This is a genomic window from Bacillus sp. SIMBA_026 (genome assembly GCF_046535335.1).
GTDB classification, from domain to species: Bacteria; Bacillota; Bacilli; order Bacillales; family Bacillaceae; genus Bacillus; species Bacillus velezensis.
The window spans coordinates 2,035,949-2,057,250 of record NZ_JAWRWX010000001.1 but is presented as its reverse complement, the minus strand read 5'-3'; the positions used below and the strand labels follow the sequence as shown (position 1 = coordinate 2,057,250).

Annotated in this window: 24 protein-coding genes, 1 pseudogene and 1 other annotated feature; of the genes and pseudogenes, 13 read left to right on the top strand and 12 right to left on the bottom strand. The window is 46.0% G+C overall.

Annotated features, from left to right (window positions below; genetic code table 11):
* The first annotated feature begins 9 nt into the window (after nucleotides 1-9).
* The 5 genes from ytxJ (at nucleotide 10) to motS (ending at nucleotide 4,494) form a co-directional block, all read left to right on the top strand.
* A complete protein-coding gene (gene ytxJ, locus SB847_RS10105; protein WP_038459527.1) occupies nucleotides 10-336 on the top strand; it encodes a bacillithiol system redox-active protein YtxJ in 327 nt (108 codons plus the stop codon).
* 235 nt (nucleotides 337-571) lie between these two features.
* Nucleotides 572-1,648: a bifunctional 3-deoxy-7-phosphoheptulonate synthase/chorismate mutase gene (locus tag SB847_RS10100; protein ID WP_003152383.1), complete on the top strand. Its 1,077-nt coding sequence runs from the start codon at nucleotides 572-574 to the stop codon at nucleotides 1,646-1,648.
* A gap of 278 nt (nucleotides 1,649-1,926) precedes the next feature.
* Nucleotides 1,927-2,931: a catabolite control protein A gene (ccpA, locus tag SB847_RS10095; RefSeq protein WP_003152385.1), complete on the top strand. Its 1,005-nt coding sequence runs from the start codon at nucleotides 1,927-1,929 to the stop codon at nucleotides 2,929-2,931.
* A gap of 68 nt (nucleotides 2,932-2,999) precedes the next feature.
* Entirely contained in the window at nucleotides 3,000-3,815 is an 816-nt protein-coding gene (gene motP / locus SB847_RS10090) for a flagellar motor protein MotP (RefSeq protein ID WP_007613155.1), read from the top strand.
* Nucleotides 3,805-4,494: a flagellar motor protein MotS gene (gene motS, locus SB847_RS10085; protein WP_003152387.1), complete on the top strand. Its 690-nt coding sequence runs from the start codon at nucleotides 3,805-3,807 to the stop codon at nucleotides 4,492-4,494. Before motP ends, motS begins: the two co-directional genes overlap by 11 nt.
* 9 nt (nucleotides 4,495-4,503) lie before the next feature.
* Here the strand turns inward: motS and SB847_RS10080 are convergent, their stop codons facing one another.
* The 3 genes from SB847_RS10080 to SB847_RS10070 are packed head-to-tail and all read right to left on the bottom strand — an operon-like array spanning nucleotide 4,504 to nucleotide 6,968.
* Entirely contained in the window at nucleotides 4,504-5,670 is a 1,167-nt protein-coding gene (locus SB847_RS10080) for an acetoin utilization protein AcuC (RefSeq protein WP_032873634.1), read from the bottom strand.
* Complete coding sequence (locus SB847_RS10075; protein WP_082998841.1) at nucleotides 5,667-6,311, bottom strand: acetoin utilization AcuB family protein; 645 nt, start codon at nucleotides 6,309-6,311, stop codon at nucleotides 5,667-5,669. Before SB847_RS10075 ends, SB847_RS10080 begins: the two co-directional genes overlap by 4 nt.
* A gap of 24 nt (nucleotides 6,312-6,335) precedes the next feature.
* Nucleotides 6,336-6,968 carry a GNAT family N-acetyltransferase gene (locus tag SB847_RS10070; protein ID WP_003152390.1) on the bottom strand — a complete coding sequence of 211 codons (633 nt, stop codon included), beginning with the start codon at nucleotides 6,966-6,968 and terminating at the stop codon, nucleotides 6,336-6,338.
* Between the two features lie 158 nt (nucleotides 6,969-7,126).
* Between SB847_RS10070 and acsA the strand changes: the two genes are divergently transcribed.
* The 3 genes from acsA to sr7p all read left to right on the top strand — a co-directional run bounded on the left by acsA (nucleotide 7,127) and on the right by sr7p (nucleotide 10,692).
* Entirely contained in the window at nucleotides 7,127-8,845 is a 1,719-nt protein-coding gene (acsA, locus tag SB847_RS10065) for an acetate--CoA ligase (protein WP_007408770.1), read from the top strand.
* A gap of 53 nt (nucleotides 8,846-8,898) precedes the next feature.
* Nucleotides 8,899-9,131 (top strand) — a binding site (T-box leader).
* A gap of 50 nt (nucleotides 9,132-9,181) precedes the next feature.
* Complete coding sequence (tyrS, locus tag SB847_RS10060; RefSeq protein ID WP_101670330.1) at nucleotides 9,182-10,447, top strand: tyrosine--tRNA ligase; 1,266 nt, start codon at nucleotides 9,182-9,184, stop codon at nucleotides 10,445-10,447.
* A 119-nt stretch (nucleotides 10,448-10,566) separates the two neighbouring features.
* On the top strand, nucleotides 10,567-10,692 hold the full coding sequence (sr7p, locus tag SB847_RS10055; protein ID WP_007408768.1) for a small protein SR7P: 126 nt from the start codon (nucleotides 10,567-10,569) through the stop codon (nucleotides 10,690-10,692).
* 40 nt (nucleotides 10,693-10,732) lie between these two features.
* Here sr7p and SB847_RS10050 read toward each other — a convergent pair whose 3' ends face one another.
* From SB847_RS10050 to SB847_RS10040, 3 genes are all read right to left on the bottom strand, one after another.
* Nucleotides 10,733-11,056, bottom strand: coding sequence for an AzlD domain-containing protein (locus SB847_RS10050; RefSeq protein WP_007613145.1), 324 nt, complete (start codon nucleotides 11,054-11,056; stop codon nucleotides 10,733-10,735).
* Nucleotides 11,053-11,784, bottom strand: coding sequence for an AzlC family ABC transporter permease (locus tag SB847_RS10045; RefSeq protein ID WP_007613144.1), 732 nt, complete (start codon nucleotides 11,782-11,784; stop codon nucleotides 11,053-11,055). The genes SB847_RS10050 and SB847_RS10045 overlap by 4 nt, the downstream gene beginning before the upstream one ends.
* A 72-nt stretch (nucleotides 11,785-11,856) precedes the next feature.
* A complete protein-coding gene (locus SB847_RS10040; protein WP_044801551.1) occupies nucleotides 11,857-12,663 on the bottom strand; it encodes a TrmB family transcriptional regulator in 807 nt (268 codons plus the stop codon).
* A gap of 222 nt (nucleotides 12,664-12,885) precedes the next feature.
* Between SB847_RS10040 and SB847_RS10035 the strand changes: the two genes are divergently transcribed.
* Both SB847_RS10035 and SB847_RS10030 read left to right on the top strand, forming a co-directional pair.
* Entirely contained in the window at nucleotides 12,886-13,755 is an 870-nt protein-coding gene (locus tag SB847_RS10035; protein WP_007408764.1) for a cation diffusion facilitator family transporter, read from the top strand.
* A 177-nt stretch (nucleotides 13,756-13,932) separates the two neighbouring features.
* Nucleotides 13,933-13,983: pseudogene (locus SB847_RS10030) on the top strand (hypothetical protein); the annotation flags it as partial.
* Between the two features lie 21 nt (nucleotides 13,984-14,004).
* Here SB847_RS10030 and SB847_RS10025 read toward each other — a convergent pair.
* Entirely contained in the window at nucleotides 14,005-14,247 is a 243-nt protein-coding gene (locus SB847_RS10025; RefSeq protein WP_180960758.1) for a hypothetical protein, read from the bottom strand.
* Nucleotides 14,248-14,455: 208 nt separating this feature from the next.
* Here SB847_RS10025 and SB847_RS10020 point away from each other — a divergent pair, with 208 nt between their 5' ends.
* On the top strand, nucleotides 14,456-15,208 hold the full coding sequence (locus SB847_RS10020) for an SGNH/GDSL hydrolase family protein (RefSeq protein WP_044801552.1): 753 nt from the start codon (nucleotides 14,456-14,458) through the stop codon (nucleotides 15,206-15,208).
* 15 nt (nucleotides 15,209-15,223) lie between these two features.
* Here SB847_RS10020 and SB847_RS10015 read toward each other — a convergent pair whose 3' ends face one another.
* The 3 genes from SB847_RS10015 to SB847_RS10005 form a co-directional block, all read right to left on the bottom strand.
* On the bottom strand, nucleotides 15,224-15,352 hold the full coding sequence (locus SB847_RS10015; protein ID WP_007408761.1) for a hypothetical protein: 129 nt from the start codon (nucleotides 15,350-15,352) through the stop codon (nucleotides 15,224-15,226).
* 142 nt (nucleotides 15,353-15,494) lie between these two features.
* Complete coding sequence (locus tag SB847_RS10010; protein WP_007408760.1) at nucleotides 15,495-16,004, bottom strand: type 1 glutamine amidotransferase domain-containing protein; 510 nt, start codon at nucleotides 16,002-16,004, stop codon at nucleotides 15,495-15,497.
* A 169-nt stretch (nucleotides 16,005-16,173) separates the two neighbouring features.
* Entirely contained in the window at nucleotides 16,174-16,401 is a 228-nt protein-coding gene (locus SB847_RS10005) for a hypothetical protein (RefSeq protein WP_007613133.1), read from the bottom strand.
* Nucleotides 16,402-16,637: 236 nt separating this feature from the next.
* On the opposite strand from SB847_RS10005, the gene hmpA reads away from it, so the two are divergent.
* Both hmpA and SB847_RS09995 read left to right on the top strand, forming a co-directional pair.
* On the top strand, nucleotides 16,638-17,828 hold the full coding sequence (gene hmpA, locus SB847_RS10000) for an NO-inducible flavohemoprotein (protein WP_101670332.1): 1,191 nt from the start codon (nucleotides 16,638-16,640) through the stop codon (nucleotides 17,826-17,828).
* 402 nt (nucleotides 17,829-18,230) lie between these two features.
* The gene (locus tag SB847_RS09995) at nucleotides 18,231-18,788 is read left to right on the top strand and encodes an SMI1/KNR4 family protein (protein WP_101670333.1); all 558 of its coding nucleotides are present in this window, start codon (nucleotides 18,231-18,233) and stop codon (nucleotides 18,786-18,788) included.
* 136 nt (nucleotides 18,789-18,924) lie between these two features.
* On the opposite strand, the gene SB847_RS09990 is transcribed toward SB847_RS09995, so the two are convergent.
* Complete coding sequence (locus SB847_RS09990) at nucleotides 18,925-20,295, bottom strand: aldehyde dehydrogenase (protein WP_101670334.1); 1,371 nt, start codon at nucleotides 20,293-20,295, stop codon at nucleotides 18,925-18,927.
* A 253-nt stretch (nucleotides 20,296-20,548) separates the two neighbouring features.
* Nucleotides 20,549-21,151: a 30S ribosomal protein S4 gene (rpsD, locus tag SB847_RS09985; protein ID WP_003152406.1), complete on the bottom strand. Its 603-nt coding sequence runs from the start codon at nucleotides 21,149-21,151 to the stop codon at nucleotides 20,549-20,551.
* Between the last annotated feature and the right edge of the window lie 151 nt (nucleotides 21,152-21,302).

The window sequence follows — 21,302 nt, the reverse complement described above, 5'->3', positions numbered from 1 at the left end:
ATAACCGACATGACAAAACAGCTGATATCGTCTGAAGAAGAGTTCAAAAATGCCGCTGAGAAAGAAAACACGCTCGTGTTTTTGAAACACAGCACAACCTGCCCGATCAGCCAAGCCGCGTTTCAGGAGTTTGACGCCTTTGCATCGGCGCATTCGGAAGTGCCTTCTTATTACCTGCAGGTGCAGGACAGCCGGCCGCTTTCAAACTATATCGCCGAGACATACGGCGTGAAACATGAAAGTCCGCAAGTATTCGTCATTTCAAACGGCGAAGTGAAATGGCACGCGTCTCATTCACAAATCACAAAAAACGCAATAGAGCAGCACCTTTCATAATTGCTGGCCGCCGGTTGATACCGGCGGTTTTTTTTTGAAAAAAACTATTGATCATTTCATCCGGATCATGTAGGATATCAATATATACCGCTTCAACGCATAAAAGCTTAAAAGCGTTTTTGTGATAAAGCCGAATGTGAAAAAATTTATTATTTCATATTCCTATTTTCGCATAACTGTAGTAAGATGCATGTTAACCATTAAAATAAAACATAGCATAGAAGGGATGAAAAAGATGAGCAACAAGGAATTAGAGAGCCTAAGACAGCAGGCAGACGCACTAAACTTAGAAATCCTTAAATTAATCAATGAACGCGGAGCCGTTGTAAAAGAAATCGGTAAAGCAAAGGAAGCACAGGGTGTCAACCGATTTGACCCTGTCAGAGAGCGTACAATGCTTAACCGCATAATTGAAAGCAATGACGGCCCATTTGAAAACTCAACGATCCAGCATATTTTCAAAGAAATTTTCAAAGCCGGACTTGAACTTCAAGAAGAGGACCACAGCAAAGCGTTGCTCGTCTCCCGGAAGAAAAAAGCAGAAGATACGATCGTTGACATAAAAGGTGAAAAAATCGGTGACGGCGATCAGAGATTCATCGTCGGACCTTGTGCCGTAGAAAGCTATGAGCAGGTTGCCGAAGTAGCGGCGGCAGCGAAAAAACAAGGCATTAAAATCCTGCGCGGGGGCGCGTTTAAACCCCGCACAAGTCCGTATGATTTCCAAGGTCTCGGCGTAGAAGGCCTGCAAATTCTTAAACGCGTCGCTGATGAATATGACCTCGCGGTGATCAGTGAAATCGTAACGCCCGCACACATTGAGCAAGCGATTGATTACATTGACGTCATTCAGATCGGCGCGCGGAACATGCAAAACTTTGAATTGCTGAAAGCGGCCGGCTCCGTTAAAAAGCCGGTATTGTTAAAACGCGGTCTTGCCGCAACAATTTCAGAGTTCATCAATGCAGCTGAATACATCATGTCACAAGGAAACGACCAAATCATTCTTTGTGAGCGCGGAATCAGAACGTACGAAACGGCAACGAGAAACACACTCGACATTTCTGCCGTGCCGATTTTGAAACAGGAAACTCACTTGCCGGTGTTTGTTGACGTCACACACTCAACAGGCCGCCGCGATCTCCTGCTTCCGACAGCAAAAGCGGCGCTTGCGATCGGCGCTGACGGCGTGATGGCCGAAGTTCACCCTGATCCTTCCGTTGCCCTTTCAGACTCTGCGCAGCAGATGGATATACCTGAATTCGAGAAATGGCTGAACGAATTAAAGCCAATGCTGAAAGTAAAAGCATAATACAACGTTCCGCTCTTTAAAGGCCGCCTCGCGCGGCTTTTTTTCGTATCTTCATTTTATTTAATTATAAAATGAAAGTGAACGTTTTCATCACTGGGAAAAACGTGTATAATTTCATGAGAGATATTTAAATTTGATGAATAATGAAAAATAATGTACACTACTGACTTACGCTTACAATCATAAACGACAGAATGCGAAATCGTACGACATTTCTTTACATAAAGTGTTTATGCTATAGATAAGGATAAGTGTATCCAGTAAAAGGAGTGGTTTCAGTGAGCAACATTACGATATACGATGTGGCCAGAGAAGCAAATGTCAGTATGGCGACTGTTTCCCGCGTCGTGAACGGCAACCCGAATGTAAAACCGACGACCAGAAAAAAAGTATTGGAAGCCATTGACCGGCTCGGCTACCGCCCGAACGCGGTGGCAAGAGGGCTTGCAAGCAAAAAAACGACAACGGTCGGCGTCATCATCCCTGATATCTCAAGCATTTTCTACTCTGAACTTGCGCGTGGAATTGAAGATATCGCGACGATGTACAAATATAATATTATTTTAAGCAACTCGGACCAAAATCTTGAGAAAGAACTGCATCTGTTAAATACGATGCTTGGCAAACAAGTGGACGGTATCGTATTTATGGGCGGCAACATTACGGACGAGCATGTCGAAGAATTTAAGCGCTCTCCTGTGCCGATCGTCTTGGCGGCATCAGTGGAAGAACAGGGCGAGACGCCTTCTGTCGCCATTGATTATGAACAGGCGATTTATGATGCCGTTAAGCTTTTCATTGATAAAGGGCATCGCGATATTGCATTCGTCTCCGGACCGATGCAAGAGCCGATCAACCGTTCGAAAAAACTGCAAGGGTACAAACGGGCGCTTGAAGAAGCGGCGATTCCGTTTAACGAGCAATTCGTAGCGGAAGGCGATTACACCTATGATTCCGGTATGGAGGCGCTTCAAAGCTTGATGGGCCTTGACCGGAAACCGACGGCGATTCTTTCTGCGACGGATGAAATGGCCCTCGGCATTATCCATGCGGCCCAAGATCAAGGTCTTTCGATACCTGATGATCTTGATATTATCGGTTTTGACAATACGAGATTGAGCCTGATGGTCCGCCCTCAGCTTTCAACAGTCGTGCAGCCTACGTACGATATCGGCGCCGTGGCGATGAGACTTTTGACAAAACTGATGAACAAAGAGCCGGTTGAAGAGCATATCGTCGAATTGCCTCACCGCATCGAATTAAGACAATCAACCAAGTCATAAAAAAACGGAAAAGCAAGCTTCACTCTGAGGGGTGGAATCTTGCTTTTTTACTTGAGTAAGGAGAAGATATGAAACGTTTTGATTATCTGACGCCCGTTGGCTTTATGTTAGGCTGTATTATTGTCGCAATCGGTATTCTGTCAGGGACGGGACTGGCGGGAATCAGTTCATTTTTAGATCTGACTTCTTTTTTAATCGTCACAGGCGGCCTTGCTGCGGCGATCTTTATCAGTTTTCCGCCGAGGGATTTAAAGAAAACCCCTTCTGTTCTGAAACAGGTATTCTCCCGTCAGGATGACAATGTGAAAGAGCTTGTCAGAGTATTTGTCAGCCTTTCGGAGCAGGCGCGCAGGCAGGGGCTTCTGTCTCTGGATGACCGGGCGCGTGAGATCAAGGATCCGTTTTTAAAAAAAGGGCTTTTGCTTGCGATTGACGGCTGGGACGAGGAAACGATCCGGCTGGTGATGGATTCTGAGATCGCCGCGATGGAAGAAAGACACAGAAAAGGAAGACGCGTTTTTGAAAAAGCCGGTGATTTCGCACCCGCCTGGGGAATGATCGGGACGCTCGTCGGGCTCGTTCTCATGCTCAAAAACTTAAATGACCCGCATACCCTCGGACCGAACATGGCCGTTGCGCTATTGACGACGCTGTACGGAGCGCTGCTTGCCAACTTGGTGTTTATCCCAATCGCGGCAAAGCTTGAAGAAAAAACGGAAAGTGAAATTTTCATCAAACAGGTCATGATCGAAGGGGTTGTCGGCATCCAATCGGGCAAAAACCCCCGCAACCTCGAAAGTCAGCTCGTTGTCTTCAGCTCAAGAGAAGACTGGCGTAAAGGACAGCCTGCGAACAAGAAAAAGGGCGCTGTCCATGAAGCTTAGAAAAGAGCGTTTTGAAAGAAGAAACAAACCGGAACATTCCGGCGGTTCACCGAGATGGATGGTGACGTTCGCTGACTTGATCACGCTCATTCTCGTGTTCTTTATATTGCTTTTTTCGATGTCGCAAATAGACGCGGAAAAATTTCAATCTGCCGTTTCATCAATTCATACAAACGGCAGCGGGGGTGAACCGGCGTCATCAGACAAAGCAAACGAAAATAAAGAACAGGATTTGCTGTTACAAAACGTGAAGACATACATAAAAGCGCATCATTTGAGTTCGAAATTGACGGCGAAGCGCGATGAGCGCGGAGTGGTTCTTGTGCTGCAGGAGGCCGTTCTGTTTCAGACAGGAAAAGCGGATGTGCTGAAAAACGCCGAGCCGGTTCTGCATCAGATCGCGGTGCTTTTAAAGACAATTCCGAATGACATACAGGTAGAAGGCCATACGGACAGCCGCCGGATTTCCACCTATCAATTTCCGTCAAATTGGGAGCTGTCGTCTGCAAGAGCGGCGAGTGTGATCCGGTATTTTACCGCGAATGAAGACTTTTCCGCCAAACGGTTTATCTCTGCCGGGTATGCGGATACGAAACCTGTGAAGGACAACAAAAGTCCCGGACATATGAAAGAAAACCGCCGTGTAGAAATTGTGATCAAAAAAACGACCTCCTCATAAGGTCGTTTTTTATTTTGTTTTATACCGCTGCTCAGACCGGATGGCAAAAAGTGCTTTTTCCACGGTTTGGGCATTTTTTTCTGAAATTTCTTCTTTGCGGGGAATCGGAGGATATAATTGTTCAGGATCACTCCAAAAAGCGGGCAACGTGCATGGGGAGTGCTTTTGCCATTTATCGATCCATTTCTGCGGTATGCACTCCCCGGGATCAATCCCTTTCATCTCAAGCCAAATGCGGCTCCATGCTCTCGGGACGACTCTCCAAATATCGTATCCGCCGCCGCCGACCGCGATCCATCTGCCGCTGCAATATTGATGGGCTAATGAATGAGCGAGCCGCGGGATCTCCTGATAAATGGAGATTGTATTGGACAGGTGTGTCAATGGGTCGTAATAATGGGCGTCGGCACCGTTTTGGGTAAGAATCACATCCGGCTTAAAAAAGGCCGCGATTTCTGAGGCGGCCGTATTGTAAGCGTGAAGAAAGGAATCGTCCTCTGTGAAAGCATCCAGCGGAATGTTAAAAGAATAGCCGTAGCCTTGCCCGCTTCCTTTTTCCAGTACTTGTCCCGTCCCGGGAAATAAATAACGCCCGGTCTCGTGAAAAGAAACAGTGCAGACATCAGACCTGTCGTAAAACGTAAATTGAACGCCGTCGCCGTGATGGGCGTCTGTATCAATGTATAACACTTTTGCCCCGTAGTTCTTCTGGATGTATTGGATGGCCACGGCGCTGTCATTATAGATACAAAAGCCTGAGGCCCTGCCGCGGAAGCCGTGGTGAAGGCCGCCTCCTAAATTGCAGGCGTGCCTGGCTTGTCCCGTCATGACATAATCAGCCGCCGTTAAGGTGCCGCCCACCAGAAGTGACGCGGCTTCATGCATGCCGGCAAAAACGGGGGTGTCTTCCGTTCCGAGACCGTAGCTTTCTCCTTCTGCGGCAGGGAGCCGGCCGGCACCCGCTAGTTCCACCGCCTGTATATAATCCTCCGTATGAACGAGAGCCAGCTCTTCTTTAGCGGCCGTGCGCGGAGTGACGATGTCTCCCTCGTCAAACGCGTCCGCCGCCTGAAGCAGATCGTATGTTAAAAGCACGCGCTGCTGATTGAACGGATGATCCTGATGAAATTGATACGTCTGATAAGAAGGCGAGTAAACAAAAACGCTGTCTCTCATGGCTGATCCCTCAAATGTTTCGGCCATAAGACATTGTATCCGGCTTCTTGAACGGCACGGATAAAAGGGAGCGGATTCATCGTCTTCACCCGGAAGACGAGAATGTTCGACCCGGCGGAATCATGGGGATAGACGAGCACACTCAGGATTTGCAGCTGAAGATCACGGCACATGCAGCTGAGATCAGCAAGGCTTTTTGTCATATCCGTCACCAGGATTTCCACCTGTGATCCCGGCTGGGCCGCGCCTGTCAGGCTGACGAAAGTCCGGAGCACGTCGGTTTTCGTTAAAATGCCCGTCAGCTTATGGTTTACCGTAATTGGCAGACAGCCGATGCCGTGCTCATAAAAGGAAGCGGATATTTCTTCCACAAAGTCAAGCGGATGAGCGCAGATGACATTCCGCTTCATAATGGTCTCCACTTTGTTTGTCAGAAACACGCCGCGTTCCTTTTGTTCAAAGCTGCCGGGGCCGGCCTGTTTAATGTCTCTGTCTGTGACAATACCGATGACGTGCAGTTCGTCGTCGATGACAGGGAGATGGCGGATATGATATACCTTCATTTTACGGACGGCTGTTTCAATGGAGTCGTGTTTTGAGACGGTGATGACGTCCCGTTTCATGATTTGTTCTGCAATCATCTTTTTATCCCCTTTGTATGTCAGTCAATACATAAATCGCTGATAAAAACGAAGCCTGTCGAACTGTTCAATTGACTCCTGACTGACGTGCCTGCCGATGCGGGCCATCAGACAATTGGCCGGATGAGAGCTGATTTCCGGTTCATCCGTTGCGAACCAGACAAGACCCCCGGCATTCATCATCTTTTCCATGATCTTTCTGTATTCCCACACATCTTTTTTCATTCCTTTTAAATCCCAATGCCAGTAATATTCCGTCGTCATGATGATGTAGCGTTCCATCTGTTCATCCATCATGCTGACTGTCAGCAACGTTTTTCCGACAGAACAGCCCCTGTAGCCGGGAGCTACCTCGATCGCCCCGAGCTCAAGGAGATCTTCCATATTGCCGTCAGACCACCGTTCAAGCGGATCAGGATATAAATACGTCACATAGCCGATAATCGTCTGTCCGTCCCTGGCGATAATGATCCGACCTTCAGGAAGCCCGGCGATCTCGATTAACGCTTTGTGCTGTTCATGAGGAAGGCGAAAGGCTGTCAGGCCTTCATGAAACTCATACTGTGCTAGGTCCTTTGGAGGAACGGGCCCTTCTACCAATAGAGGGCCGGCTGCTGTCTGAATTGATGAAGAATGGTACGTTTTATGATGTTTCACTGATTCACCGCCTGTCGGTTCTTAATAAAAACACATCTCTCTTAAGCATAACAAAATATAAAGCGTTTTCAATAGTGTTGTAATTTATATTTTAAAAATTGAGAAAACTGTGAACATCTACTATAATTAGTCTATAGATAAGCAAAGGGGGATGTTGCATGAATTTGAAAGCGTTGCCGGCGGAAAAGGGGAATTATCATCTGCGAAATTATGAGGAAACGTACCGAAGCTTCGATTGGAAAGAGGTCGAAGCGGCGTTTTCCTGGCATCAGACGGGGAAGCTGAATGCGGCGTACGAAGCGATTGACCGTCATGCCGAATCATTTCGAAAAAACAAAGTAGCGCTGTATTACAAGGACGCAAACCGGGATGAAAAATACACATTTAAAGAAATGATGGAGGAATCGAACCGGGCGGGAAATGTACTGAGACGGTATGGAAACGTGGAAAAAGGGGACCGCGTTTTTATTTTCATGCCGCGTTCGCCGGAGCTTTACTTTATCATGCTCGGCGCAATTAAAATCGGTGCGATCGCCGGTCCTTTATTTGAAGCGTTTATGGAAGGCGCCGTCAAAGACCGCCTCTTGAACAGCCAGGCGAAGGTTGTCGTGACGACACCTGAACTGGCCGAACGGATTCCGGCGGACAGCCTGCCCGACCTCGAGCATATTTTCATTGTCGGCGGCAGCAAAGAAGCGGGAGATAAAATCATCCATTATGATAAAGCCGCTGAGGGAGAAAGCACGAGACTTGATATTGAATGGATGGACAGAAGAGACGGCTACCTGCTTCACTACACATCAGGATCTACCGGAACGCCTAAAGGTGTGCTCCACGTTCATGAAGCCATGATTCAGCAATACCAGACCGGCAAGTGGGTGCTTGATCTTAAAGAAGACGATATTTACTGGTGCACTGCGGACCCGGGCTGGGTGACCGGGACGGTGTACGGGATATTTGCGCCGTGGCTGAACGGAGCGGCGAATGTGATCGTAGGCGGCAGATTCAGTCCGGAAAACTGGTACGGCACGATTGAGAAGCTCGGTGTCAGCGTCTGGTACAGCGCTCCGACGGCTTTCAGAATGCTTATGGGCGCCGGAGATGAAATGGCATCCAAATTTGATCTTACTTCACTTCGTCACGTCCTGAGTGTCGGAGAACCTTTGAACCCCGAGGTCATCAAGTGGGGACATAAAGTATTCGGCAAGCGCATCCACGACACGTGGTGGATGACAGAAACGGGCGGACAGCTCATCTGCAATTATCCTTGCATGGAGATCAAGCCGGGCTCAATGGGGAAACCGATTCCGGGAGTGGAAGCGGCGATCGTTGACAATCAGGGAAATGAGCTTCCGCCGTACCGGATGGGAAATCTCGCCATTAAAAAGGGCTGGCCGTCGATGATGGATTCCATTTGGAACAACAAAGAGAAATATGATTCTTATTTCATGCCGGGCGGCTGGTATGTTTCCGGAGATTCTGCTTATATGGATGAAGACGGTTATTTCTGGTTCCAAGGCAGAGTCGATGATGTCATCATGACATCCGGCGAGCGCGTCGGCCCGTTTGAAGTCGAAAGCAAACTTGTTGAACATCCGGCGATTGCCGAAGCCGGCGTCATCGGAAAGCCGGACCCTGTCCGGGGAGAAATTATTAAAGCGTTTATCGCGCTCAGAGAAGGGCATGAGCCATCCGATCAGCTGAAGGAGGACATTCGCCTCTTTGTAAAACAGGGGCTTGCCGCGCATGCCGCACCGCGGGAAATTGAATTCAAAGATAAACTTCCGAAAACACGGAGCGGAAAGATTATGAGACGTGTGCTGAAGGCATGGGAGCTGAACCTGCCGGCAGGCGACCTGTCCACAATGGAAGATTAAAGACGGCGTTGACATCGTATCTTATTTATGTTAAAAATGAGTAAGCTTCATACGAAAAGGTTTTGATTGAGACAAGTAGGGTATCTGATTGTTCAAGAGAGCTGATGGCCGGTGAAAATCAGCACATAAGATATGCCGAATACACTCATGAACCGCTTTTGCGAACAAAGCCCTTCCAAGGCTTTCAGTAGTGAAAGAACGGACACGGTCCGTTATCAAAAAGAGTGATAAAAGCTTTTTTATGCTTTTATTAGTAGGGTGGTACCGCGATTATATCGTCCCTTCGTTTTAAACGAAGGGGCGTTTTTTATTTTCATAAACAAAGGAGCAGACAAAATGACTAACTTATTAGAGGATTTATCATTCCGCGGCTTAATCCAGCAAATGACGGATGAAGAAGGACTGAATAAACAGCTGAACGAAGAAAAAATCCGTTTATACTCAGGGTTTGACCCGACGGCTGACAGCCTGCACATCGGACACCTTCTGCCGATATTGACACTGCGCCGTTTCCAGCTTGCAGGCCACCATCCGATTGCGCTTGTAGGCGGCGCGACGGGACTGATCGGCGATCCGAGTGGCAAAAAAGCGGAACGTACGTTAAATACTCAGGATATCGTTGTCGAATGGTCTCAAAAAATTAAAAATCAGCTTTCCCGATTTTTAGATTTCGAGGCCGAAGAAAACCCCGCTGTCATAGCGAACAACTTTGATTGGATCGGAAAGCTGAGCATTATTGAATTTCTCCGTGACGTCGGAAAGAACTTCGGAATCAACTACATGCTTGCGAAAGATACTGTAAGCTCAAGGATTGAAACCGGAATTTCTTACACGGAATTCAGCTACATGATCCTGCAATCCTACGATTTTCTGAATCTGTACAGAGAAAAGAACTGCAAACTCCAAATCGGAGGCAGTGACCAGTGGGGCAACATCACGGCCGGTCTTGAACTGATCAGAAAATCAGAAGAAGAAGGGGCAAAAGCTTTCGGTCTTACCATTCCGCTCGTCACAAAAGCTGACGGCACGAAATTCGGCAAAACGGAAGGCGGCGCCATTTGGCTTGATAAAGAAAAAACATCGCCGTACGAATTCTACCAGTTCTGGATCAATACAGATGACCGCGACGTCGTCAAATATTTAAAATACTTTACTTTCTTATCAAAAGAGGAAATTGAAGCTTATGCTCAAAAAACGGAGACGGCTCCTGAGAAAAGAGAAGCGCAGAAACGTCTCGCTGAAGAGGTGACTGTTCTTGTACACGGCCGCGAAGCGCTTGAGCAGGCCGTTCATATCTCCCAGGCGCTGTTCAGCGGCAATATTAAAGAGCTTTCCGCTCAAGACGTCAAGGTAGGATTTAAAGATGTACCTTCGTTTGAAAAAGACCGCTCTGAAGAACTGTCTTTAGTAGACGTGCTTGTGGAATCTAAATTGTCGCCTTCAAAACGGCAGGCCCGCGAAGACATTCAAAACGGAGCTGTTTACATTAACGGCGAGCGCCAGACGGACATCGGGCATCTTCTGACTGCGGAAGACCGCATTGAAGATCAATTTACCGTACTGCGCCGCGGAAAGAAAAAATACTTCCTGATCACGTACTGAAAATAAAAAGCAGTCCGGCCGCTCAATGCGGCAGGCTGCTTTTTTATGTTTTGTGAATACTGCACGGGGAAATGAGTACAGTACATAGTATAAGCAAAACAGGGAAGGGGTGCTTCGCCGTGAATTTCATGTTTACCATCGCAAAAGAAAGATTGCAGCGGGATCATTGGGAACAGCAGCAAAGCATAAACGCCGAAGCCAAAGCCGAGGAATCAGAGACGGAAGAAGAAAATCCGACATCATAAAGGGAAAGCCTCCATTCTGAGGAATGGAGGCTTTTGATTGTCACCATATCAGCCTGACCGCGGCCATCAGCACGACTCCTGTGATGACCGTGATGGATAAGCTTTTTGTCCGCATCGCGCAAAGCAATGTCGGGATGAGAACGATCATTGCTTGCCAATCAAAGGTCAAAGCGCTGTTTGTTTTCACAATCATGCTTTCCGTTACCAGAGCCGTCAAAATGCAAAGCGGAATAAAGGAGAGCCATTTTAAAGCCAATTCAGGCATCTGAATGTTCCGGACAAATATAAACGGAACAATGCGCGGCACGAGTGTAACAACCATGCAGCCGAGTATAATCCAGATCATTTGTGTGCTGATGCTCATTTGTCCGTCACCACCCCGATCGTTGCCACAATCACGGTTGAGGCGATAACCGCGATGTGTGACGGGACGAAATACGATAACAAGACCATAAAAATGATCATATAGAGAATTAAGGAGAGGCTGTGCTTCAGCTTTTCCGAAGCGGACGACTGTAATTGCAGCACAAGCAGCGCCGCAAACATAGCGGGCAAAGCAAAGTCCAGGCCGAGCGCGTAAGGATCAGATATCCATTGTCCGAGAAGCCCGCCCATCACGCAGGAAATAACCCAGCACATGTAAGCGGTTATATTGAGGCCGTTCATCCACTTATCGTATAACCTGCCGTTCTGAGCCGCTTTGTTCACCGCTACTCCGAAAGATTCGTCAGTAAGCAAAGCCCCGAAGCCGATATTTTTCAGCAAAGAGTATTTCGTGAAATAAGGTGCGATAGTCAGGCTCAGCAGAAGGTGCCGCAGATTGACGATAAACGTCGTTAAAATAATGGCGGAAATCGGACTCCCGGAAACAAGGAGTGAGCAAATAATAAATTGGGCGGCGCCGGCATAGACACACAAGGATAACAAACAAATTTCAAGAATGCTTAGATGAGAGGCAACGCCAACGATGCCGAAAGCAAAACCGATGCTCATATAGCCCAGCAGCGTAGGCACACAATCCCGCACCCCCTGTAAAAACGTATCGTTCATTTCCCGGGAAACGGCGGTTTTTTGCACTTCTGTGTTAATCATTTTTTATACTCCTTTCATAGAGATTATAATGATAACGACTAATGAAAAAATCAAAGAAAATACGGTTCACATTTAAATGAACCGATTTCCGGTGACGACATGAAATAACGAATGGTTTTGTTTCATCAGGCCTTCAACTTTCTCAGCCCCTACTTCTTTCACAAGCTCCGCGAACATCAGATCGTGCCTCATATATTCCATAGCCACGAGAACGAGAGCGGGATCTTCTGATTTAATGGCCCAGGCATTCGTCTGCGGAGAAAAATTGGCGATTAAGACTTCTTTATTATCTCGGGCAGCTATCGTTAATCTTCCGCCCATCCGTTTCTCCGCCACTTCAGGAGACATATTATGATGTGTCGTATTTCCGAGCTTCACTTCCGGAGGGCCAAACACAATCGAAAAGACGGGCAATTGTTCGGCGGCGCGTTTGTTAGCGGCTTCTTGAATAAAGGGAATCTGCTGTTCCCAGACAGACAGCCACAACTCTTCCTCGGCTTTTTCAATCATATCCTTCATCTCATTGATGACATGATCATTCGTGCTGATGCGGCGGATGACATTCATCTCCTGCTCGCTTTCCAGCGCCAATAACTTTTCCTCAAGGTAGCCGAATGAGCTCTCAAAATCGTGCCGGAGCCGGTCGATTAATTCTTTTCCGGCCAGCGGGGCATATGTAACCGGATCAGACGGCACAATATGGACAGCGCCTTTATCAACTAATTTCCCCAATACTTCATAGATCATTGAGCGGGGGACGCCTGACCTTTTGCTGATTTCATATCCGGTAACAGGCGAGTGTTTCAACAAGCCGATATATGCTTTACATTCATATTGAGAAAATCCAAATTTCTGTAATTCTTTCAGAACATCCTCCATAAACATCCTCCGTAGTGGTTATTCATGAAACTACTATAATGTAAGCGGTTATATCTTGTCAATGGGACTTGAGTGCTGAAAGAAAGGTGCGCCCGTTTTGTCGCTTTCCAACTTAGTTTATGGTGAGTTACATGTATGGCTTTTGTGAAAAACGTTGCCGTAGACCCACACGAATGCCGTTTGATACGATAAATTCAAGAAGTCAAAAAGAGGAGGATCACGGTGGAAAACACCTCTAAAATCGCTTTTTTATCGGTTATAAGCAATTCCCTGGTCGTCATGCTCAAAATAGTGGTGGGGATAATAACCGGATCTGTCGCGATACTTTCTGAAGCCATTCATTCTTTTTTAGATTTGATCGCCGCCTTCATTGCCTTTATCTCCGTCAGGATTTCAAAAAAGCCGGCTGATACAGGGCATCCGTACGGTCATGGAAAAGTCGAGAATCTGTCGGGGACTATCGAGACGATTCTGATTTTTGCGGCAGGGATTTGGATGATATATGAATGCGTTCAAAAACTGGTCAACCCCGCGCCGGTTCATCTGCCTGTATTGGGAATTGTTGTGATGCTTGCGGGGGCTCTCATTAATTTGATCGTTTCGAAGTTCGTAAAAAGAGAAGCCGAAAAGGTTAATTCCGTGGCAATGAAATCAAATGCCCTGCATTTACTGACTGACGTGTACACATCATTAGGCGTAGCGGCAAGCCTTTTGGTCGTTACCTTAACGGAGTGGTACATACTTGATCCCATTATAGGTATGGTGCTGGCGGTGTATATCATATATGAAGCGTTTAAGTTAATGAAAGAAGCATTCCCGCCGCTGATTGATACCCGTTTGTCGGAAGAGGAAGAAAAAACAATTTTAAAGATTATTGAAACATTTCAACAGGAATTTATTGAAATTCACGATTTTCGTACAAGACGCTCCGGCCCGCAGGAGTATATTGATTTTCACCTGGTCGTAGCCTCTCACGTGACGATTAAAGACGTGCACGACCTGTGTGACCGCATTGAAAGAGATATTACGAATGAATTCAAACAAGCACAGGTAATGATTCACCCCGAGCCGGAGAGCGAGAGGAAGAAATAAATCGATCTTATGTTTGCGTTTGTTCCCGGCAAAATGTCCTCTTTACAGAAAGGTCCGTCTACACGGGTCTTTTTGTTGTGTAAATGACCATTTCTCGCTCATATGAGAGAGAAGCTTATACACGTGAGGGGTTCATTTCATACGTTATGTTGTAAAGAAAAAGGGAGGTGAACAGAATTGAACGCTATTTCTGTTAAAGAAATTGAACATGGAGTTGCCGTTGCGGAAAGAGAAGGTTTAGGGGAGTATTTATACCAAGAACCGGTTTCTAAAAAATGTTCGCGCCGTTCCCGCAGCAGAAAACGGACACATCGTTCTCGCAGCAGAAGACGGACGCATCACCGGACACACCGTTCCCGCAGCAGAAGACGGACGCATCACCGGACACACCGTTCCCGCAGCAGAAGACGGACGCATCGCCGGACACACCGTTCCCGCAGCAGAAGACGGACGCATCACCGGACACACCGTTCCCGCAGCAGACGGTCCCATCAAAAACGCACCCGCAAACGCTGTTTTAAATGCTGACTGCAGACTCTATTACAAGTAACGGAGATCTGCTATAATGGCAAGAGAACTGCATAAAAGATCCAGTATCATCATCTGCGGACACTGAACTGACAACATAGCGCTGTTTGTTCGTGTCCGTTTTTCATGCCAAAAAAGATGCCGGAGGATAAAAAGGAAGGGATGACGCCGAATGAAACTGAATGAGGATTTTTATAACTCTGAAGGAAAGACAGTCTCTTTGCCAAACATCAGCAGCAAGCTTTTGCATATCACGGACAGCGGGCATATCAGCGTTGACTTCATCAGCATAAGCAGGCTGAGGAAGGCTTCAAAAATCGCGATCTTAGGTGACAGCGTCGCCCGGGGGCTGCGTGCGGAATACGGCTTTGGTGACATTCTGAAAGACCGGACAAACGCTGAAATAACCAATCTGTCTGTCAGCGGCGTTAATATGAGCAACAACGGAAGCGATAACATTTATCAGCAGGCGCTTAAAACAAAGGGACATGATGTCATCATTGTCCAGGGAACAGATGATGATTGGTGCAACCACATTCCCATCGGCACAGATGAAAAGGATATCACCACATTTTACGGAGGCTTCTGCCAAGTGATCCAGCAGCTGCGGAGCGGAAATAAAGGCGCGAGCATCATTGTGGTGACCCCAACGAGACAAGCAAAAATATCAAAAGGAAAAATCGTCCGCCGTGATACTGATAAAAATAAACTGGGCCTGAAGCTGGCTGACTATGTGAAAGCCCAAAAAGAAGCCTGCACACTCCTCTCTGTACCGTATGCCGATCTGTTTGATACCGATCTCATCGACCCGTATAATCCCGCTTTCCGCAGCATGTGCATGTCAGAAGGTCTTCATCCGAACGAGAAAGGGCATCAAATCATATTTCAGGAAATCTGCCGGAATTATTATTACTATTATGGGTAACACAGCGCTAACAGATTATTTTCGGCTTTGCTTTTCTAAAAGCTCAATTATTCTTTGAGATGCGTGTTTTTGCGCTCTCAAAAGCGAGACGATATTACCGGTAAAACCGATTAAAATGATAAGCAGCAAAATGATCATCCACATAAGTGAACCTCCCGTCGGGTTTTAAAACATCCTCTCTTTATTTTACTTATTATGGATGGGCCGGAGAATAGGTCTAAACGAACGGTGTTTCTTTAAGAGTCCATAAAAAAGCACAGACTGAACGGGTCTGTGCTTTTTTCTCTTATTTCAGCAGGTTCAATGATTCACGATTAAAGGCTTCCAAATCGTCAGGTGTTCTGCTCGTTACGATGTTATGGCTTACGACGACTTCTTCATCTTTATAATGTGCGCCGGCATTGATTAAGTCTTTGCGGATGCTGCGGAATCCCGTGATATCTTTTCCTTTAAGAAGGTCGGTATCAATCAGCAGCTGCGGGCCGTGGCAGATCGCGAAAACGGGTTTCTGATTTTCCACGAATGCTTTAGTGAATTCACCCGGGCGGTCATCTCCGCGCAGAAGATCCGGTGAAAAGCCTCCGGGAATCAATAACGCATCGAATTCCTTGGCGTCTGCGTCTGAGATCGCTTGATCGATCTTTACTTTCTCACCGTGCTTGCCCGTCACTTCTTTCCCTGCTTCCAAATCTATTGTCACCACACTGTGGCCCGCTTCTTTAAATGCTTCCGCCGGGCTTGTATATTCAATATCCTCAAATTGATCTGTCATCAGAACTGCGATTTTTTTGCTCATACATCATGCCTCCTGTGAATTTGTATATGACAAGAATATCAGGCGGATTGCCGCCTCACAACGTATTTGCTTATGAAAAAAGACCCCTCTGAAAAAGAGGAGCCAAAAGGTACGGAGGTCTGCTGAAACTTACGTGTTTAACCTGAGATAAGGCAAGAAATCGAACCAATTACTTTTTGTGTCTTTTTTTATTCTTTTTACACCCGCATTTCCCCGGATCGCCCGGATCAATGACTTCGTGAATTGTTTCCTCCTGATACACGTGGCGGGGAACATAACGGATATGCTCTCTGTTAATGTGTTTGATGGGATGGACGTAAACCACTTCTTTGTCAGTATACTTGTCAGTCACAATATACTTAGGGTCACAGTAATACACTTTCGATTTTTTACCCATTCATCTCACCTCCCGTACTTTATTAAATGCTGAAAAGGGGGATTTTGCATCGGACAAGTACCCCATGGCAAGTCCACAATTTTTCATATGCAATTTCGTTTTTCTGGTTTTTCCTGAATCCGCCTCAAATTGGAATGGCTAACCCTTTTTGAGCGGGGAAATCTATAAAAAAGAATTCAAAAACGATTCTTTTCTCAGGTCAATCGAGATGCATACATCTTTAGGGGGATTTCAGAATGCTCGATGAAAAAACGATTGAAATCATTAAAAGCACAGTGCCGGTCTTAGAAGAGCATGGTGAAGAAATCACAGGCCGGTTTTATGACCTCCTGTTTCAGCATCACCCTGAGCTGCTGAATATCTTTAATCAGACGAATCAAAAGAAAAAAACACAGCGTACGGCCTTGTCGAATGCTGTGATTGCGGCCGCAGCCAATATTGACAGGCTGGAAAACATCGTTCCCGTCGTCAAACAAATCAGCCATAAACACCGGAGTATAGGTGTTAAGCCCGAGCATTACCCAATCGTTGGAAAATACTTGCTAATCGCGATAAAGGATGTGCTAAAAGACGGGGCTGCTCCTGAGGTCATTCAGGCATGGGAAAAAGCATACGGCGTCATTGCAGACGCTTTTATCGGAATTGAGAAGGACATGTATGAACAAGCGGAAACGCAAAAAGGCGGCTGGAAAGACTATAAGGCATTTACAATTGATAAAAAGGTAAAAGAAAGCAAAGAGATAACGTCGTTTTATTTAAAACCGGAAGACGGACAAGTTCTCCCCGAATTCAAAGCGGGGCAGTATATCAGTGTAAAAGTATACATTCCGGACACGGGCTATACGCATATCCGCCAGTACAGCTTATCCGACGTGTCCGGTAAGGATTATTACCGGATTTCCGTGAAAAAAGAAGGGATTGTTTCCTCATATCTGCATGACCAATTACACGAAAAGGATTCAATTGAGATCAGCGCTCCGGCCGGGGATTTCGTATTAGACCCTGATTCCAAAAAGAATCTCGTTCTCATCAGTGCCGGTGTCGGAATTACTCCGATGATCAGCATGTTAAAGACGGTTGCCAAAACCCAGCCGCAGCGAAACGTTCTCTTTATCCATGCGGCAAGGAGCGGAGAGTATCATGCGTTGCGGCATGAAGCTGAAGAAGCCGCGGAACACTCATCCGTTGACACCCTCTTTATTTACAGCGAGCCGTCCGAACAAGACCGTTCAGAAAACATTCGTTTTCGGGAAGGCCGGATTGACAAACAGCTGTTAGAAGAAGTGATGACAGATAAAGATGCTGATTTTTACCTGTGCGGATCACCGTCGTTCATTAAAGAAATGAAAAAGCTGATTTCTGAATTCAATACACCGCCGGAATCCATTCACTATGAATTATTTGAACCGCAGCTGAGTATGGTGTGACGCAGCAAAATCATAACAAGAAAAGACAGTCTGTTTAACAGACTGTCTTTATATGTTTAAACGTCCTTCTCATTCCAGTCTATAGTATTTTCAAGCAGGTAAATCATATTCAACGTCGTAGTATCATAAATAGACAAAGCTTTTTATGTCCCAACATACTTCGGTAGCCGGCTGGAATGGTTCACTTCCTGATACTTCAACTGGAACATTGGCTCCTGCTCTTGCGAATAAAATAGCAATGCTGTATCCAGAGATAATAAATACTCACAGAAAAAAACAATGCCCTTACCGGCAAATTTCCCGGTTGTACCTGTCGATAAAAGAGAAAAATGGAATCACAGAACGGATCACAACCTTTTAAATCCTTGGTGGGATAAATATTAATAAGTAAGAGGTGGCTCAATGGCAGTTTTTGTTGAAAAAACGCTCCAAGGTCTAAAAGAATTAATTGATGAAAAAGGCCGCTTGAAAATTTTAGGGAATGAAGGAGCTCTTTTAGAAACAGAATGTACTTTCTTTAAAGGTGCAACAGATCTGGAGATTGAGAGTTTTGAGAAGAAAATAAAAGTCTCACTTCCTGAAGATTATAAAACCTTTTTAAAATTGCATAACGGAGCCAGAATATTTGATTTGTTGATTTACGGTGAGAATGTGGGTGGGGGTTTGCATATTCTTAATGTAGAAGAGATTGAAAAGTATATGCAAAATGGTTTTTTAGAGCCTCAGTTTATTCCCGTCGCACATCTGTTAGACGGATGTTATTTGTTAATTAACAAAACCAAAATGTCCACAAATCCAAACTATTTATGGTTCCGCGGATTTATTGAGTATGAACCAATGCAACTTAATTTTGAGATATTTTTAGATAGGTATATTTTGTCTCAAGGAGCAAATTTTTGGGAGTGGAATATCTATACTGCTGAAAATTATTATAGGACTCACCAGGGTGAAGAGGATTAACCTTTCCTACAGTTGGGTTGGTTCATTTTTACTATTAGACTTCGATTTGAACTTTTAAAATAGGTTTAATTTGGAAGACGAACCGATTAATTGGTGTATAGAGGATTTATAAAAAGCGCAGATACTCTGCGCTTTTTTATTTAAGTATTTTCCTAATCATTCGCAGCCCGTTTTTGGAAGAAGGATAACGGAAAGCGAAGTCGAAGCGGTTCGTTTGTTTGACGACGCTTTTTTTGTGCGTAAACGTGTTAAAGCTGTCAAATCCGTGATAGCTGCCGATGCCGCTTTCCCCGACGCCGCCGAATGGCAAATACGGTGTCGCGACGTGCATTAACGTATCATTGACACAGCCGCCGCCAAACGACAGGTTCTCTAAAACAGCGCGCTCAGTTTCTTTGTTTGTGGTGAAGAGATACAGGGCGAGCGGCTTTGGGCGTGATTGGACTTTCTCGATGACTTCATCGATATCGCCGTATGTAAACAGCGGAAGAATCGGTCCGAAAATCTCCTCCTGCATCACTGGAGAGTCATCCTTCAGTTGATCTAGAATCGTCGGCGCTATTTTGTGGTGATCAGGATTAAATTGTCCGCCTGTAAGCGGGACGCCATCATTCAGAAAGCTGAGCAGCCGCTGATAGTGGCGTTCACTGACGATTTTGCCGTACTGCGGATTTTGTTCAGGCTGAGGGCCGTAAAATTCACTGATCGCATGCTTCATTTCTTCTATGAGCTTCGTTTTGATATCTTGGTGGACAAATAAATAATCCGGTGCGATGCAGGTTTGCCCTGCATTTGTAAATTTCCCGAAGACGATGCGTTTGGCGGCAAGCTGTATATCAGCATCCTTATGGACAATGCAGGGACTTTTGCCGCCGAGCTCCAAGGTAACGGGAATTAATTGTTTGGAGGCGGCCTCCATAACGATTTTTCCCACGGCAACGCTTCCTGTGAAGAAAACATAGTCAAAGGGCTGCTGTAATAACACAGTGCTGACGTCGGGCCCGCCCTCCGCCATAGCGACATAGTCACTCGGAAAAACGCTGCTGATGAGTTTGGAAAGAACAGCGGAAACCGCCGGCGTGTATTCTGACGGTTTAAGAACGACTGTGTTTCCGGCCGCAATGGCTCCAATCAAGGGTGAAAGCGCCAGCTGCAAGGGATAATTCCAAGGCGCAATCACCAAAACGGTTCCATATGGCTCAGGGATAATGATGCTTTTCGAGCCTAGGTGAGTCAGAGGCGTTTTGACTCGTTTCGGTTTGATCCATTTTCCCAGCCGCTTCATCACAAAACTGATTTCCTCCAGTACAATTCCGATTTCTGTTGTGTACGACTCCTGTTCGGATTTGTGGAGATCCTGATAGAGAGCGGCTGTTATATCGGCTTCTTGTGTTTTGATGGCTTGTTTCAGCTTTTGCAGCATGTTCAGTCTCATTTCTAGCTGTCTCGTATGCCCCGCCGCAAAATAGGCTTTGTGCTTGCTGACGATAGAGGGGATGCTGTTCATTTCGTCTCTCCTTTTTGTAAGGTATGGTGATTTATTATGTGGAAAATTTCTTCTGCTTGTCAAATGGGATTTTCTAATGTACATATAGCTGAAAAGCTAGTAGGCACATAAAAAAAGCCCCGGACAGGGGCTTTTTTTAATAAAGAGAGGGAGCATCTGTCCATTATTCGACAGCCCAAAAGAAAAACCCCGGAAACATTGTTATCACAACATGTCCGGGGTTTAATCCAATGCTCTTTAAAGAGCGTTTTACTTAACGGGAGTAGAACTCAACGATAAGCGCTTCGTTAATTTCCGGAGCAAGCTCAGAGCGCTCTGGAAGACGAGTGAATGTACCTTCAAGCTTTTCAGCGTCGAAAGTAAGGTACTCAGGAACGAAGTTGTTTACTTCTACAGATTCTTTGATGATAGAAAGGTTTCTTGATTTTTCGCGAACACCGATTGTTTGACCAGGTTTTACTTGGTAAGACGGAATGTCAACGCGGCTTCCGTCAACAAGGATGTGACCGTGGTTAACTAATTGGCGAGCTTGACGGCGAGTGCGCGCAAGACCGAGCTTGTACACAACGTTATCAAGACGTGCATCTAAAAGAATCATGAAGTTTTCGCCGTGTTTACCAGTCATTTTTGCAGCTTTGTCAAACAATGTGCGGAATTGACGTTCGTTTACACCGTACATGTGACGAAGTTTTTGCTTTTCTTGCAATTGCAAACCGTATTCTGATAGTTTTTTACGCTGTCCCGGACCGTGGGGGCCTGGTGCGTAAGGGCGTTTTTCTAATTCTTTACCTGTACCGCTAAGAGAGATTCCTAAACGGCGAGACAGTTTCCAAGATGGACCTGTATAGCGAGCCATAATGTGACTCCTCCTTTGGTTTTATTTTGTGGAAAATAAAAACCGTCTGTTCGATCCGACCGTGCACATTTTGTTTTCATGTATCCTCGCTCCAGCAGCAGAGAGTTACACGATACACCTTACAGCTAAGGAACAAAATGCAAACACAGAA

Bases quoted from the DNA above. Each gene is read 5' to 3' on its own strand.
- ytxJ (WP_038459527.1), top strand. From the start codon at position 10: ATGACAAAACAGCTGATATCGTCTGAAGAAGAGTTCAAAAATGCCGCT.
- SB847_RS10100 (WP_003152383.1), top strand. From the start codon at position 572: ATGAGCAACAAGGAATTAGAGAGCCTAAGACAGCAGGCAGACGCACTA.
- motP (WP_007613155.1), top strand. From the start codon at position 3,000: ATGAAACGTTTTGATTATCTGACGCCCGTTGGCTTTATGTTAGGCTGT.
- motS (WP_003152387.1), top strand. From the start codon at position 3,805: ATGAAGCTTAGAAAAGAGCGTTTTGAAAGAAGAAACAAACCGGAACAT.
- SB847_RS10080 (WP_032873634.1), bottom strand. From the start codon at position 5,670: ATGAGAGACAGCGTTTTTGTTTACTCGCCTTCTTATCAGACGTATCAA.
- SB847_RS10075 (WP_082998841.1), bottom strand. From the start codon at position 6,311: ATGATTGCAGAACAAATCATGAAACGGGACGTCATCACCGTCTCAAAA.
- acsA (WP_007408770.1), top strand. From the start codon at position 7,127: ATGAATTTGAAAGCGTTGCCGGCGGAAAAGGGGAATTATCATCTGCGA.
- tyrS (WP_101670330.1), top strand. From the start codon at position 9,182: ATGACTAACTTATTAGAGGATTTATCATTCCGCGGCTTAATCCAGCAA.
- SB847_RS10050 (WP_007613145.1), bottom strand. From the start codon at position 11,056: ATGAGCATCAGCACACAAATGATCTGGATTATACTCGGCTGCATGGTT.
- SB847_RS10045 (WP_007613144.1), bottom strand. From the start codon at position 11,784: ATGATTAACACAGAAGTGCAAAAAACCGCCGTTTCCCGGGAAATGAAC.
- SB847_RS10040 (WP_044801551.1), bottom strand. From the start codon at position 12,663: ATGGAGGATGTTCTGAAAGAATTACAGAAATTTGGATTTTCTCAATAT.
- SB847_RS10025 (WP_180960758.1), bottom strand. From the start codon at position 14,247: ATGGGACCGTCTGCTGCGGGAACGGTGTGTCCGGTGATGCGTCCGTCT.
- SB847_RS10020 (WP_044801552.1), top strand. From the start codon at position 14,456: ATGAAACTGAATGAGGATTTTTATAACTCTGAAGGAAAGACAGTCTCT.
- SB847_RS10015 (WP_007408761.1), bottom strand. From the start codon at position 15,352: ATGTGGATGATCATTTTGCTGCTTATCATTTTAATCGGTTTTACCGGT.
- SB847_RS10010 (WP_007408760.1), bottom strand. From the start codon at position 16,004: ATGAGCAAAAAAATCGCAGTTCTGATGACAGATCAATTTGAGGATATT.
- SB847_RS10005 (WP_007613133.1), bottom strand. From the start codon at position 16,401: ATGGGTAAAAAATCGAAAGTGTATTACTGTGACCCTAAGTATATTGTG.
- hmpA (WP_101670332.1), top strand. From the start codon at position 16,638: ATGCTCGATGAAAAAACGATTGAAATCATTAAAAGCACAGTGCCGGTC.
- SB847_RS09995 (WP_101670333.1), top strand. From the start codon at position 18,231: ATGGCAGTTTTTGTTGAAAAAACGCTCCAAGGTCTAAAAGAATTAATT.
- SB847_RS09990 (WP_101670334.1), bottom strand. From the start codon at position 20,295: ATGAACAGCATCCCCTCTATCGTCAGCAAGCACAAAGCCTATTTTGCG.
- rpsD (WP_003152406.1), bottom strand. From the start codon at position 21,151: ATGGCTCGCTATACAGGTCCATCTTGGAAACTGTCTCGCCGTTTAGGA.